The organism is Chondromyces crocatus, assembly GCF_001189295.1.
GTDB lineage: Bacteria > Myxococcota_A > Polyangia > Polyangiales > Polyangiaceae > Chondromyces > Chondromyces crocatus.
Genome location: NZ_CP012159.1, coordinates 7,472,422 through 7,487,500, shown reverse-complemented (window position 1 = coordinate 7,487,500; position 15,079 = coordinate 7,472,422). Strand labels below are relative to the sequence as shown.

Below are 15,079 nucleotides of genomic sequence, written 5' to 3'. Positions count from 1 at the left end.
GAAAGCATCTAAGCGGGAAGCCGGCCTCAAGACAAGGTGTCCCGAGCCTTCGGGCTCCTAAAGACCCCTCGAAGACGACGAGGTTGATAGGCCGGGTGTGGAAGCCAAGTAACTGGCGGAGCTAACCGGTACTAATCGGTCGTGCGGCTTGGCCGTGCTTCTAAGGCAATCATTGAGCATCGTGCCCGGAGTTCGGGTGGCGAAGAACGCTAGCGAGCGCGAGAACGCAGCAGCTGGACGCACTGGAGAAAGTGGTTAGGCCACGTCGACGCGAGTCGGTCTCCAGGTGCGATGGACGCACCCACAATTTCTCGGTGGTGAAATCGAAGAGGCCACACCCGATCCCATCCCGAACTCGGAAGTTAAGCTCTTCGGAGCCGATGGTACTGCTAGGGCGACTTAGTGGGAGAGTAGGACGCCGCCGGGGTTTCTTTTGCCTGCATCAAGTCTTCTTGATGCAGGCTTTTTTCTTTTGTGGCTCATCCGGCGTAGTCACAGTTCCGGGTCAGCGGTTCCTACCGCACCGAAATGACTCGCCGACCAACCGTTAGGCCTTTGAATCGGTCGTCGGTCCTTAGCGACTGGCGCTATGACGGCTGGCTCTCATGCCCGAGCGATTCGAGTCGTCCGCTGACGGTGGTCCGTGTCCGAGTGACGCTTGGCAGTTGAATCGCTTCCCGGCTGTAACCAGCATCGGGATGATGTCGAGTCATGCAGAAATGGGCGCTTCTGCCAGTCCTGCTCTCGCGCTTCGATTTCCGCAGAGCTGAAGCGCTGAAGAACGGTGGAGCTGCGGCCTGCCAGACGCTGTTGTGCCGATTGCGCGACTCCTCCGGAAATGATTGGTTTTAGGGCAGCTCCACCATGCGGTGAGTTGCATCGTCGCATGCGAGTTGCCGAGGGGCCTTTCGCTGGAGGGGGAGGTTATCGATGAGCGCTGTTCGATTGGCGCTGATGGAAGAGCTGCTGGCGCCAGCGTGAGACACGTGTCTGTCGTGATCCCCACCTGGTGTTCGATAGGCGCTTATGAAAGTTGTGGGACTTTCAGCCTGTTGAGCCAGTCTCTGTGGAAGGTCTTCTTTAGGCGCTTATGGGAATCATCAGGTGCTGTCGGAGCTTTGGGGCGAGTGAGCAGTACGTCTCGGGAGTGAGCTATCACTGAGAGAGTGATGGCGTCGTCCCGGGAGACATCTTCAACCCGAAGGCGGCGCGCTGAGGATCTTCGCAAGCCACGATGCGGGAGCCATCGGGCATCTCTCGCGGCGTTCCATGAACGTAGCCTCCATGGGCTGTCACCTCCGAGAGAGCCAGCTCGAGATCGTTCACCTGGAAGTAGAAGAGCCAGTGAGGATGGACGTTCGGCAGGCGTACGCTGCTGACGACGCCGCCTACGTTCAGGCGGTCGGCGCGCCACGAGAACATCTGGTAGCTGCCGAGCTCGGCTCCCAGACTGAAGCTCGTCGTGAGCTGCCAGCCACCATGCTCCGCGTAGGTGGAGGAGGCGCGTCGTTGGTCTTCCGTGTGCAACTCATGCCAGACGAGGCCTGGAGGCGTTTCAGCCGTCGAGCCTGAGGTCAATCCGATCACGGAGCCGAAGGGGTCCCGCAGGAACACCACCTCGCCGCCGTGGGCTCCACGTCGGGAGGGGCCCAGGCGTTGAGCACCCCGTGCCGTCCACGTGGCTGTGGAGTCCTCGAGATCCTCGACGGCCAGATGGCCTACCCAGTGAGGAGGGGCGCCCTGCACCGCGGCGCGTTCGGGCAGGGTCGAGATGTTCCCCAGGAGGTGGCCCTCGAGCCGGAGGCACGCGTCCTCAGAGGGGGCGGGCGCATCCAGCCCCAGGACGGTGGCGTAAAATGCCTGAGCCGCTGCGGTGTGGGTCGTTCTGAGTTCGTACCAGAAGAACCTGGTCGTCATCGTTTGCAGAGCTCCTCGTGGATCCGTTCCAAAGGTGGGCGTTTTGGTCAGAGAGGCGTGGAAGAGCACGAGCCATCGAGGAATGCATCAGGTTCGCGCGGTCGGTGGTGAGAGGACCCACGCTTCCGGGCGTGCGTGGCTATGGTCAGGCGCGCGGCTCTGGTAACCCAACGGCCCATGGAGACCGCAGCACATCTCGAGACGCACCGCGCCGCGCTCACGGGCCATTGCTACCGCATGCTCGGCTCGGTCGTGGACGCGGACGATGCTGTCCAGGAGACGATGGTGCGCGCGTGGCGGAGCTTCGATCGGTTCGATGGGCGGGCGTCGCTCAAGACCTGGTTGTATCGCATCGCGACGAACGTGTGCCTGGACGCTCTGGCGGACGATGCGCGCAGGGAGCGCCCCGTGGAGGCAGGGCCGGTGGGGACGGTGGATGACCCGCTGGTGGAGCGCCCGCGCTCGCACTGGCTGGAGCCTGTCCCCGATGCGCGTGCCTTGCCGGCGGACGGAGACCCGGCCGAACTGACGATGCTGCGGCAGAGCATCCGTCTCGCCTTCGTGGCAGCGCTCCAGCATCTCCCGCCCAAGCAGCGCGCTGTGCTGCTCCTGACCGAGGTTCTGGGCTGGTCGGCCGCCGAGGTGGCCGAAGGGCTGGAGACGTCCGTTGCGTCGGTCAACAGCGCCCTCCAGCGTGCACGTTCGACGCTCGCGGCGCGAGATCTCGGTGACACGCAGGCGTCGCTGTCGGCGGGTCAGACGAGGCTCCTGGAGCGGTATGTCGAGGCGTTCGAACGGTACGACGTCGACACCCTGTCGACGCTCCTTCGAGAGGACGCCACGCTATCCATGCCGCCATTCGCGCTGTGGCTCCGCGGCCGCGCGTCGATCCGGGGTTGGTTGCTCGGCCGAGGGGAGGGATGTCGTGGGTCTCGGCTGGTGCCGACCCAGGCCAATGGGGCGCCAGCGTTCGGGCAGTACCGGGTGGGTCCCGAGGGGCAGCCTCATCAGCCCTGGGCGCTGATCGTGCTGGAGTTCGCGGGGGATGCCATCGTCGGCTGGAACGCTTTTCTCGATACCGAGCGCTTGTTTCCGCTGTTTGGCCTGCCCGCGTCGCTCGAGGTCTAGCGGACGCGGCTCAGGGGGCCGAATCTCGACGCGGAGATCGCTCGTTACTGGGCGATGGCCTGCGGGTCCATCCAGAGTACCTCCCAGTGATGCCCGTCGAGATCGTAGAAGCTCCAGCCGTACATGAAGCCGTGATCGACAGGGTCCAGGGCGTGTGTCCCGCCTGCTGCGATCGCTTTCTTCACGAGTTCCTCCACCTCGGACTTACTTTCACAGGAGAGGGCGAAGATGCCCTCCGTCGCCCGGCGCGGATCCGCGAGATCTTTCTTCGTGAACGTCTTGAAGAAGGGCTCGACGAGGAGCATCACGAAGGCCTCCTCGCTGATGATCATGGATGCGGCGTTCTCATCAGTGAACTGAGGGTTGAACGCGAAGCCGAGCGACTTGAAGAAGTCCATCGAGCGCTTCAGGTCGCGGACGGCCAGATTGACGAACAGCTTGCGGGAACGCTTCTCTTCCATGGTGGCCTCCTCGGGGTGAATCATTTCGCCTGGGTCGCGCAGTTGAACATCCAGTGAATGCCAAACTGGTCGACGAGGGTGCCGAACTTTGCTCCCCAGAAGGTATCGTGCAGCGCCATCGTGACCTCGCCGGTGGCCGCCAGCGCTTCGAATTTACGGGCCATGTCCTCCGCATCGTCGAAATCCAGGCACAGCTCGATGTTGCTGCGTCCGGCGCTGCCGCCCTCGTTGGGGACGTCGCTCACCATCATCCGGGCCTCACCGATGAGGACGCAGGCGTGCATCACGCGGTCCTTGTTCTGAGGCGTGCGGGCCTTCGAGGTCTCAGGGGCCTCGCCGTAGCGCTGGAGCCCCTCCGTCTTGGCGCCCAGGGTACGCTCGTAGAGCTGAAGGGCCTTCTCGGCCGTTCCATCGAAGAAGACGTAGGGGGTCAGGTTCTTGATCGACATCGCAACATCGCTCCTGTCTGGTTCATCTCGATAGACTCCGGTGGTCGCGGGTTCTCATCGGTCTCCCGGTCGATTTGTTCGACCGCCCGCCGGTCGTGGTGGGCAGGACTTCCATGGAGCCTTGGCCTGGCGACGAGAGGGAAAGATGAACTCGTCGCTCGGACTCCTCGGGATGCTGGGACGCTTCGGTCGCCGCTCAGGGCTGGCGCAGAACCTGTGACCAGGCCCGCCCGAGGCGGGTGGCCCTGTTGCAAACGAGGTCAGATCTACCGACAATCTCGGGCGGGATATGCACAACCCGTCCATCCCCGCCCCCCGTCTGGAAGAGCTGCACAACCGGACACCGCTCCTGCTTTTCCAGTGCGACAAGATGGCCGTCGGGCGCCGCTTTCACGACACGGTGGTGGCGAAAGGCACGTTCATGCTCGCTCCTGGCCGTCTGGAGCTGGCGGAGGTGCAGACGCCCATCGCCCTCGCCGACGAGAGTTGGGACGGGGTGCCCGCGGAGCGATCGAGTCTTCGGCACGCGGGGGAGGTGGTGCTCTGCAAGCCTTCGACGGATGTCCTGGTGACGGGAGCCGTGCATCCGGCCGCGGAGGCCTCGCCGTGCTGGGACGTGGGCCTGACCCTACGCCGTACTGGAGCTGTGGTGCTCGAGCATCGCGTGCAGGTGACCGGTCCGCGCTGGTGGCGTCGCCGTGATGACCGCTGGGTGCTGACCGATCCGGAGCCGACCGTCGAGGTCCCCATTCGCTACGAGCTGGCCTACGGAGGCGCCTACCAGGACTCGGAAGCACCGCCGGACGGTTCGGAGCCGCGGTGGATCGTCCACCAGCCGAACCCCAGCGGGACGGGCTTCGTCGATGCGCGCGCCTTGACACAGGAGTGTGAGATCCGTGCTCCGCAGTGGCAGCAAGCGAGCCATCCGCTCACGGCGCCGAACGAGGAGGTCCCTCTCGTGGGGCTCGGTCCCGTTGCGCGGCCATGGCGATCCCGCCTCCAGCACGCAGGGACGTACGATGAAGCGTGGGAGCGCCGTACGCGTGAGGACATCGCGCGCGGTCTCCCTGCAGATTACGCAGACGACTTCGATTCGCGCTTCTTTCAGTGCGCCCACCCTGCCCTGATCACTCCCGAGTATCTGCACGGTGACGAGGAACTCACCCTCACCGGCATGGTTGCAGGGACCAACCCGCTCGTCGTGAGGTTGCCGTGCCGTCGTGTCGAGGCCCGGCTGCTCGACGGTCGCGGTGAGCTCCAGCAGGTACGCATGCCGCTCGACACCGTCCACGTAGACCTCGAACGGGCGGTCGTCCACCTGTGCTGGCGGCTCTCACTGGACCAGGCCAGGGACATCCGAGCCGCACTCGTCTTCGCCACGGAGGAAACATGAGCGAGCGCCACATCGCCGATGCTGAGCCCGCGTTCAAGGTGGTCAACATCAGCCCCGATTTCTGCAGGGTCAACGGGGCGATCGTCCCCTTCGACATTTACCAGATCCTCCCACCCGAGCGCGCGAACTACGCGAAGAAGGTGCGGGCGCGGAAAGAGAAGGTGCTCCACGTGGGAAGCATCGTCTCCGGGGTGATCGGGAACATGGGCGCCGGGGTGTGCTCTGGTGTGTCGCAGGGCGGCGGCGATGTCGCGATCATCGAGGGGGCGGCGAAGGTGCGGGTCGAGGGGCAGCTCGCGGCGAGACACCTGGACCTCTGCCTCATGAACGTGAAATCGGGATGATGGGAGTCGCGTTCATGCAGGCGCGCGTGCGGTTGCTCACGGATTTCGAGGTGCCCTGATGGCTTCCAAGCCTCCCGCTGATCTTCCGGTGACCTTCGACTCTGGTTCCGCGGTGCGTGGTGCCCTGCGGGGCCCCGTGTTGCAGCCTCTGCCTGCGTACACGTCCAATGGAACATACGGCCGCGTCTGCACTGCGCTGTACCCGCGGGGGGCGCCGCCAGAGAACCAGCAATACCTGTCACAGGGGCTGACTCCGGCTGAGGAACGCCGAGTGCGTGAGGAGAATCGCAAGCGGATGAACACCATCGGGCTTTATATCGGTGGTGTGGTCACCTCTCCTGGCGCGTTGATGCGACTGCTCGGTGCCGACGAGTCGGCGGTCGAGAAGGGGGCGGAGCTGGGCTTCAACCACTTCGCGCCGACGCCTGGCGCACCTGGTACGGCTTTGGCGCGCAGGTACTGGTGAGCGTGGGCGCCACCTGAAATCCCTCTCGTCGTCGGTGGGTCGAGAGGGGGGCCGAACGCGGTCGGTTCAGGTCCAGGCAGTCAATTGAGATCGATGGGATCCCCGATCACCTGCACGGGGCCCGTGGAGGTGATGGTGATGTCGGTGCCGGAGAGCGTAATCTTGCCGCTCTTGTCCATCTCCAGCTTCGATTTGCCGCAAACGATCTCGATCTTCTCGGCGACCTGAACGCGCTGAGAGCCGCCCACGTCGATGGATTCGTTGGCGCCGACGGCGCGGGCGTGGTTCATGCCGATGATCTCGCGGGCGTTGTTGAGCACCTGCTTCATGGCGTCGTTTCCGACGGTGGTGTCCTCGTTGTGGCCGATGGACGTCGTCCGATCGTTGCCGATCGTGCCCTGCTCGTCGTGCTTGACCAGCTTGTTGAGGTCTCGCTCCGCCTGCATCCTGAGCAGTTCTTTGCCCGCCTGGTCTTCGAACATCAGCTCGTTGTACCCGCCGGTATTCTGGGTGGAGTTGCTCTTCCAGCCGCTCTGGGTCTTGCTCTCTGGCAGGCGGTAGGGGGTCTTCTGGAGGTTGGTGTACACGCGGCCGATGATGATCGGCCGGTCGGGGTCGCCGCCGAGGAAATCGACGATGACTTCCTGGCCGATGCGCGGGAGGTTGGTCCCGCCGAACCCAAGACCACCCCACGGTTGGCTGACGTGGATCCAGCACGAGGAGTCGTCATTCATCTGGCTCTCTCGATCCCAGTGGAAGTGCACACGTACGCGACCAAACTCGTCGACGTGGATTTCCTCGCCGGGAGGGCCGACGACGGTCGCGCTTTCGACGCCCCGGGTGACGGGTTTCTTCGTACGGAGGGGAGGGCGGTATGGGGCGTCGGCGCCGACTGCCGTGGCTGTGCTGTGCCAGATGTCCGGGACCTGGCCAGAGAGCCGTGACGCGGTGACGAGGAGACGCTTTTCGGCGCTCAGCTCGCTCTTCGGGTGGTCGAAGAACGAGACGACGGTCCCCGGGGCAAGATCGATGGTGTTCGTCTCGAAGTGGATCTCGCGGGCCGTCGTGCGCTTGGCCGCGAGACGGCGCTGGGCGAGCGCCTCCCCCTCGGCCTCTTCGGCACGGTATCTGCCCTTGTCGTCGGCGCTCGGAGTTCCGTCGGCTCTGCCGCTCTCGAAGAGGAAGGCTCCAGGCACATAATGGAAGCGTTCCAACCGGTCCTCGACGGGACCCTGATCGGAGGCTGTGGCGAGGAGTGGATAGTTGGCTGGGCGGCGGTAGTCGTGATCACGGACGGTATATTTGCCGGGGCGTAGGCGACGGCCGATGTGGACCTTCGTGACATGTTCGAGATCTGCGTCGGTGGGGTGGTCGCGGAAGGCGATCGGCGTGCGGAGGCGGTTGCTCTGGGGGCCATCGTCCAAGATGAGCGCGCTTTCTCCGCCATTGTCGAAATAGAAGCTGATGCCAGCGTCTTCGAGCAAACGGGCGATGAAGCTGAAATCGCTTTCGCCGTACTGGACGCGGTACTTGCGTTTCCGGTAGACGCCCGTGAGCTGCAGGATGGGGGTGATGCCCCACTCACTCAAGATCTGCAGCACGATGTCGACCTCCGACTTGTGCTGGAACATGCGGTGGTTGCGTCGCTGTGTGAGCAGCCACAGGCGTGGAACCAGCGTCAGTTCGTACGTGGAGAGGTGGTGCTCCTCGGACGCGACCTGCTGGAGATCGCTGCAGAGACCCGCCCAGGTCCGCTGCTGAACCGCGTGGGCGGAGAACCGCATCGGCTGGCCGATGACCGTCTCGAAGTCGATGTCGGGGTTGTCCGACACGGCGCGGATCCGGATCTCGAACAGCGACGAGAGCCGCTCGGTGACCTGGAAGCGCCGAACGTCGAGCATGTCGCCCGAGGCCACCTGCGTCTCCACATGGAAGACTTTGTCGCCAGGGAGCCGAGAGTCGGCTTGGGTCGCGGACTGCGAACGGGTCGAGGAGGCGTCTGCCATGGGAGGCTCCCTGCGTGCCGCGCTGCACCAGCAGAACGGAGACGCCATGCTATCGCCGGGAGGATGGCGTCGACAACTCCCGTAGAGGGCCGGGGAACGTCCAGTCGTGCGGTGTATGCTCTCCTGCGTGGACGCCATTTCGCTCTGTCCGCTTCCCGTGGGGGCCCTGCTGTGGCAGCCACGTCCAGGCTCCTGGATGCTCACGATCGCGTGCAAGGCCACGTTCGACTTGCGTCCTGGAGAGTGTCCTCTCGCTTCGGCACAGGAGCCCGTTCACGCGGCTGATCGGTACTGGCGTGATGATCCGGCGGGCAGCGTCCAGATGCCCTCGGATCTGGTCCCTCCGCGTGTACGTGCGGACGTGACATTGGTCGGCCATGCGTATGCGCCCAGGGGTGAGCGCGTTCGAGTCCTGGACGCGAGGCTCTGCGTGGGCGACGTCGACAAACGCATCGAGGTTCACGCGGATCGCGTCTTCAAGCAGACGGGGCTTCTCGAAGCAGGGACGCCCTTCTCCAAGATGTCACTTCGGTGGGAGTGTGCGGCAGGCGGGCTGGACACGTGGAACCCCGTGGGGAGGCCTCCTCGAGAAGGGAGCGTGCGCGGCGAGCGGATCCTGCCCAACCTGCAGCGACCCGGAGTGCTCTTCACGGGTCCGGACGATCCCATCGAGCCCGTGGGCTTTGGCCCCATCGCGCCCGGGTGGCCCGACCGGGTTCGGAAGCTGGGGCGCCGCGCGGGGTCATGGGCGGTGAACGAATGGCACAGGCAACCGTTGCCGGCCGATTTCGACGTGAATTTCTTCAACGTGGCGCCTCCCGATCAGCAAGTCGCGGGGTTGCTCGACGAGCAGCGGATTCGTCTCGAGCACCTCCACCCGGAGTACACCCACCTCGACACGAGGCTGCCAGGGCTCCGACCGCGGGCCTATGTCGAGCGACCCGATGAGACCCCCCAGGTGGTCCCTTTGATCCCAGATGCGCTCTGGATCGACACGGACCGCGGCATCTGCACCCTGACATGGCGTGGCCAGGTCTCCCTCTACGGTCCGGAGGAGGCGGGTAGCGTGTTCGTGGCGCTGGAGAGGCGCGGGGAGACCGTCTCTTGGGCCGACGTTCAGCGCCTGGCTGCTGGGGCGGGGCCGACCTGGAGAGGCGCGTCCAGCGAGCACATAGGAGCCCCAGCGAGCCGCCCGACGCCTCCTCGGTCGGCACCAGGCGATACCCTCACGGGGGATCTCGTGCCCTCGAAACCGGCCTTGCCGTTCCAGGCCGGCGAGCCACCGTCCTCGCAGCGACCGCACGGCTCTCTCGGCGCTCCTGGTCCGCTCGGAGCGCCCCTCCCTTTGGGCGCAGCACCTCTCGGCGCCATTCCCCTCGGAGCGTCTCCGCGGCTCGGGTTGGGAGCGGGGCGACCTCCGGCTCCGACGCCCTCGATCTCTGCCCCTGTGACATCCACACCCGCGGTCGAGCCCCCCGCGCCACCTCCCATGATTGGACCGCTCGCCAGCTGGGAGCAAAGCTCGTCACCTCCGTCGGAAACCGAGGCGACAGCGCCTGCGTCTGATCCTGGTAGCTCAACGGAAAGCGAATCATCGGCCTCCCTCGGCGCGCCTGAACTTGCGCAACCCGTGGAAGTCTCACTGTCCGTGGAGCAGTGTGCGTCGATCGCGGCCCGGCTGGACCATCGGCCCGCAGAGCGCGACACGATTCTGGAGGTGGAGGGGGTCGCGCTCGCGACGTGGGAATCCATGCACGCGCGGCGGCTCGCCGAAATCCAGGAGGAGCTGCGGCGAGGCAAGAAGCTGGTGCTCTCAGCGTACGACAAAGCCTATGTGGCCGCACTGGAGGCGAAGCGGGGACCCATCTCTGCGCATGACTATGCGCGTCTCGTCATCGCCGCCGAACGGGGAACTCTCGAAGAGAGTCTCGCCGCGCTCGATCTACCCGAGGGAGCGATGATGCGACTCCGGCGCGTCTGGCTGGCGCGAACCGTGGCGGATCCTAGGGTCGCCGCCGAGGTGAGGGGGGCTCTCCAGAAGGCTTCCGAAGACTGAGTGGTCATCGCGGGGGCGGTTCGGGACCGAAGGCTCGACGTCGCCGCGACCATGGCGTCGTGAGCGCGTCCCGGCGAAACTATGGTCATACACTCGTGATCAGAGCCGTGAATCGAGAAAGCTGCGGACGACCGGCACGATCGTGGTCGGATCCGTGAAAACACCGTGATCTCGGTCGGGGAGTTCGATGACCTCCCATCCGAGCTGCTGGAGCTCCCGACGCCGCTCGCGGATCGTTGGCGCGATTCGCAGCTTCGTGCCTCCCGGGTAGTCCATCTCGTCTTTCGCTCCGAAGAACGTCATCCTGGGACAGCACCCGGTATCGGTCAGTCAGCCGCTCCAGGTAACCCCTCAGGATGGTCAGCTCGGGATCGCCAGGCCACGGGGAGGCCATGATGGGAAAACCAAGAACCAGCGGCATGCCGTTCCCGTGAATCTCGTAGTGAATCGCGGAGTGGGGTCGTGCGGATGCGACGACAGGCGCATGGGTACGCGGTGCATTGCGCTCTCGTCTCGTGGAAGGTCGAGACATGGCCCCGCGTGAAGCTCGGCTCGATTTACCACGCGCTCAAGCAGCTCACGAAGGAGGGGAAGCTGAGCGCGGTGGGCATCGAAGAGAGCGATGAAGGGCCGGGGCGGACCGTCTACGAACTCACCCGGGAGAGCAAGGCCGAGTTCCGCCAGCTCCTCGACGCTGCGCTGTCGAGCGTCCAGATGGAGGAGCTGGGGGAAGGGTCGCCTTCATGCAAACCTTGCCGCGGAATCACGTCCTCGAGCTGCTGCGAAAACAGCACCGCCAGGCGATGGAGATCCGCGATGGCCTGGCTGCACTGATGCCGATGTTTCCTCACCGCGCCGAGCCCCCGCACACGCAGGATCTGCTCGCGCTCTGGAGCGGCGGTGTGGGCGCCACGGCGAGCTGGGTCGAGCAGCTGATCCAGCGGCTGAAGGTGGGACTACGTCATGGCCGGGGAGGGGAAGGGGCGGAATGCCTGATGGCGAGCGCCCAGGGGCGCCCGGATCGAGACCCTGAAGAGAGGGCCTGTTCAGAGCCGCGTGGCCATCCGCTCGACGAAAGCGCGGATGGCAGGGCGGTAGCCGAAGTCGTCGGCTGTCGGGTTGTCGAGCTGGGCGGGGCAGATCGAGCCGGCGACGCCTTGCTCGCCCATCTGCTGGATGACGCTGAGCTGTCGCAGGCCTGGGTAGGCCTTGGCCTTGGTCTGGGTTAGCTCGTTGGTGATGGGGTCCCGCTCGCACAGGGGAATGTTCTCGCTCTTGTTGCAGTCGCAACCCTGGGCGCCGGGCGGGCAAAGGACTGGCTCCGGGAGCGTGAAGATGCAAGCAAACTGCAGGTCATCGTTGTTGGTGGCCCACTCGTTTCCATTGATCGGATTGCCCTGGGTGATGCCGGCGCGCGGTACAATCGACTCCTTCATGTAGGGACTGGACGGGGCGACGTGGTTCTGGGGATCGCCGACGATGGCGCTCCAGGTGCCGCTCGCGGTGAGTTCCTGCGGGCTCTTGAAGCCCTGAGTCAGGTCGGCGGGGTCACGCGCGAGCTCCTGCCAGGGGACGCCCACGATGCCGCCGAGGATGACCAGCCCAGGATCCCGGACGGTGGCGTTGGCATCGTTCGGGTTCAGATCGGAGAAGATCGGGTTCGGCACCAGGTCCCCCTGCCGGTTGGTGATGGCGGACGAGGTCAGCGCCTGAACGTAGCGGTCGGTGGGGTACAGGAAGTCGATGCCGAAGCGCCGCTTCTGGTCGAAGCAACGGACGTTGGGCCGATCGTCGTCGACGGGCAGGGGCAGGGGTTCCCGTGTCGGATCGCCGCCTGGATAGCAGGTCGGGTCCACGGGGCATTCCGGCATCGTGACAGCGCACGAGGTGCAGCAAGGATCTGCCGGATTGGTCGCGCATACGGCGCGTGCTCTGGGCAACCGGTAGTTGTTGGAGTACGTCGCGGCCATGTAGTACTGCCCGCCCTCCCGGATGGAGCAGTCGTTCTCGTCGGTGAGCATCAGGATCGCGAGCATCGAGTCGGGGCGCAGGAAGTCGGCGCGCTGCTGGAGCAGGTCCGTGTCGATCCCTTCCGGCGTGGCGACGCGGTTGACGACCGACAGCGTCTGGTAGGGTTCCGGGTCCGCCAGGAAGCGGTACCAGCCCTCCAGGGGCGCCTCGAAACCGCAACCCTCCTGACCCACGCCGAGCACCATCTGCTTGAAGGTCGTTGCAACGGCCACTGCACTGGACTCACCAGGCGGCGCGTAGCGCAAGGCTGGATCCCAGGACAGGAACCCCTTGCCTTGGTATGTGGGGATCCCCTCCCCCTGCTCCGGGGACCATCGCGCGAGCAGGTGCCCCCGGTCGTTGTTGCTGGGGGAGAGCGCTGGTGAGCACCCATCTCCACCGTACCCTCCGATGCTCGAGCTGACGATTCCGAGGTGGATGTCCGTCACGGGAGCGAACCACCGACTGGTTCCCGTCGGGCATGCGGCCAGCGACGATGGCGGTCGTGACGGTGGCAAGATCCCGGTCGCGTCGATGCACAGTGGGTTCGTCAGCGACTCCATCAGCTCTTCCAGCGCGAGCGCCAGAACCTGCTGCTTGTCTGCCATCGACGCCGAGTTGTCGATCATCATCAGGATGTCGATCTTGTCAGCCTTCGAGAGGGGCCCTTCCGGGACAGGGGGATCGACGTCGTCGAGGATGGCGCCGCCAACGTTCGATATGCCGTGACACCCGCCCGCGGCGACCAGCCCGAGACTGAAGACGCCCAAGATCCTTATCCTCGCGCACCAGAAGTCCATCTCACCTCATCCCCTGAAGAGGCCCGACAGCTTGCGCCATCTGCGGTCGTTGCTCCGCCATTCTGCGACAGAACGGCCTGAAACACCCAGCACCAAGAAATGGGGCCGGCCGGCCCCCCTGGCCGACCTGCACCCACCTTCCTCGATGTCAGAGTCGTGGCGCCATGCGCTCGACGAGCGCCTGGACGGCCGGGCGGTAGCCGAAGTCGTCGGCTGTCGGGTTGTCGAGCTGGGCGGGGCAGATCGAGCCGGCGACGCCTTGCTCGCCCATCTGCTGGATGACGCTGAGCTGTCGCAGGCCTGGGTAGGCCTTGGCCTTGGTCTGGGTTAGCTCGTTGGTGATGGGGTCCCGCTCGCACAGAGGAATGTTCTCGCTCTTATTGCAGTCGCAACCCTGGGCGCCGGGCGGGCAAAGGACTGGCTCCGGGAGCGTGAAGATGCAAGCAAACTGCAGGTCATCGTTGTTGGTGGCCCACTCGTTTCCATTGATCGGATTGCCCTGGGTGATGCCGGCGCGCGGTACAATCGACTCCTTCATGTAGGGACTGGACGGGGCGACGTGGTTCTGGGGATCGCCGACGATGGCGCTCCAGGTGCCGCTCGCGGTGAGTTCCTGCGGGTTCTTGAAGCCCTGAGTCAGATCCGCGGGGTCACGCGCGAGCTCCTGCCAGGGGACGCCCACGATGCCGCTGAGGATGACCAGCCCGGGATCCCGGACGATGGCGTTGGCATCATTCGGGTTCAGATCGGAGAAGATCGGGTTCGGCACCAGGTCCCCCTGCCGGTTGGTGATGGCGGACGAGGTCAGCGCCTGAACGTAGCGGTCGGTGGGGTACAGGAAGTCGATACCGTAGCGCCGCTTCTGGTCGAAGCAGCGGAGGTTGGGCCGATCGTCGTCGACGGACAGGGGCAGAGGCTCCCGGGTCGGATCGCCGCCTGGATAGCAGGTCGGGTCCACCGGGCATTCCGGCACCGTAGCAGCGCACGAGGTGCAGCAGGCGTCTGCCGGATTGGTCGCGCACACGGCGCGTGCTCTGGGCAACCTGTAGTTGTTGCTGTACGTCGCGGCCATGTAGTACTGCCCGCCCTCCCGGATGGAGCAGTCGTTTTCGTCGGTGAGCATCAGGATCGCGAGCATCGAGTCGGGGCGCAGGAAGTCGACGCGTTGCTGGAGCAGGGCCGCGTCGATCCCTTCCGGCGTGGCGACACGGTTGATGACCGACAGCGTCTGGTAGGGCTCCGGGTCCGCCAGGAAGCGGTACCAGCTCTCCAGCGATGCCTCGAAACCGCAACCCTCCTGGCCCACGCCGACCACCATCTGCTGGAATGTGGAGACCAGGGTCGCGCGATCGACTTCTCCAGGAGGCGTGCCCTGAGCTGTGGGATCCCAGAAAAGGAAGCCCTTGTTTTGGTACGTCGGAATGTCATTGGACGTCTGCGTCGCGGTCGACCGAGCAAGCAGGTGACCACGGTCGTTGTTGGAGTTGGAGAGCGCCTTCGAGCAACCGTCTCCACCAAAGCCACCGATGCTCGAGCTGATGATCCCCAGGTGAATATCGTTCACCGGCACGAACCACCGGCTGGTTCCCGTCGGGCACGGGGCCGCGGCGTTTGCAGGGCGAGAGGACGGCAGAACGCCGCTCGCATCGATGCACAGCGGGTTCGTCAACGACTCCACCATGTCGGCCAGCGCGAGCGCCAGAACCTGCTGCTTGTCTGTCATCGACGCCGAGTTGTCGATCATCACCAGCAAATCGACCTTGTCCGCCTTCGGGAGCGGTCCCACGGGCCCACCACCACCATCACCCCCTGCGCCAGCGCCTCCAGCACCACCCGCGCCGCCAGTTCCGCTCCCTCCGCCGGAGCCGGGAAGGCACGCGCTCATCGCGAGCGCACCGATCCCCACTGCGCACCTGATCCCTGACTTCATGAATCGGAAGCCCATTGCACCCTCTCTTTTTCTGACTGACTGGCATGACGCTGCGAACCACGAACCTCGTGGCCCTGCCGTCGTCTGTCTGTCGTGGAGTGGGTGGCGGCGAGCCGGCC

General features: G+C 65.2%; 13 protein-coding genes, 2 rRNA genes and 1 pseudogene (1 of these 16 cut by a window edge). 9 read left to right on the top strand and 7 right to left on the bottom strand.

Annotated features, from left to right (window positions below; translation table 11 throughout):
• Together CMC5_RS26930 and rrf are read left to right on the top strand one after the other, a co-directional pair.
• Positions 1-156: ribosomal RNA gene (locus CMC5_RS26930) — 23S ribosomal RNA — on the top strand (it extends 2,856 nt beyond the left edge of the window).
• Between the two features lie 154 nt (positions 157-310).
• Positions 311-427 (top strand): 5S ribosomal RNA (gene rrf, locus CMC5_RS26925).
• Between the two features lie 728 nt (positions 428-1,155).
• Here rrf and CMC5_RS26920 read toward each other — a convergent pair.
• Positions 1,156-1,917: a VOC family protein gene (locus CMC5_RS26920; RefSeq protein ID WP_050433110.1), complete on the bottom strand. Its 762-nt coding sequence runs from the start codon at positions 1,915-1,917 to the stop codon at positions 1,156-1,158.
• Positions 1,918-2,094: 177 nt separating this feature from the next.
• Here CMC5_RS26920 and CMC5_RS26915 point away from each other — a divergent pair, with 177 nt between their 5' ends.
• A complete protein-coding gene (locus CMC5_RS26915) occupies positions 2,095-3,045 on the top strand; it encodes a sigma-70 family RNA polymerase sigma factor (protein ID WP_050433109.1) in 951 nt (316 codons plus the stop codon).
• Positions 3,046-3,089: 44 nt separating this feature from the next.
• Here the strand turns inward: CMC5_RS26915 and CMC5_RS26910 are convergent, their stop codons facing one another.
• Both CMC5_RS26910 and CMC5_RS26905 read right to left on the bottom strand, forming a co-directional pair.
• Positions 3,090-3,506: a VOC family protein gene (locus tag CMC5_RS26910; protein WP_050436154.1), complete on the bottom strand. Its 417-nt coding sequence runs from the start codon at positions 3,504-3,506 to the stop codon at positions 3,090-3,092.
• A gap of 20 nt (positions 3,507-3,526) precedes the next feature.
• The gene (locus CMC5_RS26905) at positions 3,527-3,955 is read right to left on the bottom strand and encodes a VOC family protein (protein ID WP_050433108.1); all 429 of its coding nucleotides are present in this window, start codon (positions 3,953-3,955) and stop codon (positions 3,527-3,529) included.
• Positions 3,956-4,244: 289 nt separating this feature from the next.
• On the opposite strand from CMC5_RS26905, the gene CMC5_RS26900 reads away from it, so the two are divergent.
• The 3 genes from CMC5_RS26900 (at position 4,245) to CMC5_RS26890 (ending at position 6,158) form a co-directional block, all read left to right on the top strand.
• Complete coding sequence (locus CMC5_RS26900) at positions 4,245-5,348, top strand: DUF2169 family type VI secretion system accessory protein (RefSeq protein WP_050433106.1); 1,104 nt, start codon at positions 4,245-4,247, stop codon at positions 5,346-5,348.
• Positions 5,345-5,692: a PAAR-like domain-containing protein gene (locus CMC5_RS26895; protein WP_050433105.1), complete on the top strand. Its 348-nt coding sequence runs from the start codon at positions 5,345-5,347 to the stop codon at positions 5,690-5,692. Before CMC5_RS26900 ends, CMC5_RS26895 begins: the two co-directional genes overlap by 4 nt.
• A 271-nt stretch (positions 5,693-5,963) precedes the next feature.
• Positions 5,964-6,158, top strand: a complete 195-nt coding sequence (locus CMC5_RS26890) for a hypothetical protein (RefSeq protein WP_050433104.1) — start codon at positions 5,964-5,966, stop codon at positions 6,156-6,158.
• Between the two features lie 80 nt (positions 6,159-6,238).
• On the opposite strand, the gene CMC5_RS26885 is transcribed toward CMC5_RS26890, so the two are convergent.
• Positions 6,239-8,164, bottom strand: coding sequence for a type VI secretion system Vgr family protein (locus CMC5_RS26885; RefSeq protein ID WP_082362831.1), 1,926 nt, complete (start codon positions 8,162-8,164; stop codon positions 6,239-6,241).
• A 115-nt stretch (positions 8,165-8,279) separates the two neighbouring features.
• On the opposite strand from CMC5_RS26885, the pseudogene CMC5_RS49220 reads away from it, so the two are divergent.
• Both CMC5_RS49220 and CMC5_RS47875 read left to right on the top strand, forming a co-directional pair.
• Positions 8,280-9,179, top strand: a pseudogene (locus CMC5_RS49220) (DUF2169 family type VI secretion system accessory protein); the annotation flags it as partial.
• Positions 9,180-9,794: 615 nt separating this feature from the next.
• Positions 9,795-10,220, top strand: coding sequence for a hypothetical protein (locus CMC5_RS47875; protein WP_245677773.1), 426 nt, complete (start codon positions 9,795-9,797; stop codon positions 10,218-10,220).
• A gap of 99 nt (positions 10,221-10,319) precedes the next feature.
• Here the strand turns inward: CMC5_RS47875 and CMC5_RS26875 are convergent, their stop codons facing one another.
• Entirely contained in the window at positions 10,320-10,523 is a 204-nt protein-coding gene (locus CMC5_RS26875) for a hypothetical protein (protein ID WP_050433102.1), read from the bottom strand.
• Between the two features lie 165 nt (positions 10,524-10,688).
• Between CMC5_RS26875 and CMC5_RS26870 the strand changes: the two genes are divergently transcribed.
• The gene (locus tag CMC5_RS26870; protein ID WP_082362830.1) at positions 10,689-11,054 is read left to right on the top strand and encodes a PadR family transcriptional regulator; all 366 of its coding nucleotides are present in this window, start codon (positions 10,689-10,691) and stop codon (positions 11,052-11,054) included.
• 212 nt (positions 11,055-11,266) lie between these two features.
• Here the strand turns inward: CMC5_RS26870 and CMC5_RS26865 are convergent, their stop codons facing one another.
• Together CMC5_RS26865 and CMC5_RS26860 are read right to left on the bottom strand one after the other, a co-directional pair.
• Positions 11,267-13,000, bottom strand: a complete 1,734-nt coding sequence (locus CMC5_RS26865) for a hypothetical protein (protein ID WP_050433100.1) — start codon at positions 12,998-13,000, stop codon at positions 11,267-11,269.
• Between the two features lie 178 nt (positions 13,001-13,178).
• Positions 13,179-14,915 (bottom strand): hypothetical protein, encoded by a 1,737-nt coding sequence (locus CMC5_RS26860; RefSeq protein WP_156338891.1) that lies wholly within the window; start codon positions 14,913-14,915, stop codon positions 13,179-13,181.
• Between the last annotated feature and the right edge of the window lie 164 nt (positions 14,916-15,079).

Bases quoted from the DNA above. Each gene is read 5' to 3' on its own strand.
- CMC5_RS26920 (WP_050433110.1), bottom strand. From the start codon at position 1,917: ATGACGACCAGGTTCTTCTGGTACGAACTCAGAACGACCCACACCGCA.
- CMC5_RS26915 (WP_050433109.1), top strand. From the start codon at position 2,095: ATGGAGACCGCAGCACATCTCGAGACGCACCGCGCCGCGCTCACGGGC.
- CMC5_RS26910 (WP_050436154.1), bottom strand. From the start codon at position 3,506: ATGGAAGAGAAGCGTTCCCGCAAGCTGTTCGTCAATCTGGCCGTCCGC.
- CMC5_RS26905 (WP_050433108.1), bottom strand. From the start codon at position 3,955: ATGTCGATCAAGAACCTGACCCCCTACGTCTTCTTCGATGGAACGGCC.
- CMC5_RS26900 (WP_050433106.1), top strand. From the start codon at position 4,245: ATGCACAACCCGTCCATCCCCGCCCCCCGTCTGGAAGAGCTGCACAAC.
- CMC5_RS26895 (WP_050433105.1), top strand. From the start codon at position 5,345: ATGAGCGAGCGCCACATCGCCGATGCTGAGCCCGCGTTCAAGGTGGTC.
- CMC5_RS26885 (WP_082362831.1), bottom strand. From the start codon at position 8,164: ATGGCAGACGCCTCCTCGACCCGTTCGCAGTCCGCGACCCAAGCCGAC.
- CMC5_RS26875 (WP_050433102.1), bottom strand. From the start codon at position 10,523: ATGACGTTCTTCGGAGCGAAAGACGAGATGGACTACCCGGGAGGCACG.
- CMC5_RS26870 (WP_082362830.1), top strand. From the start codon at position 10,689: ATGCGACGACAGGCGCATGGGTACGCGGTGCATTGCGCTCTCGTCTCG.
- CMC5_RS26860 (WP_156338891.1), bottom strand. From the start codon at position 14,915: ATGAGCGCGTGCCTTCCCGGCTCCGGCGGAGGGAGCGGAACTGGCGGC.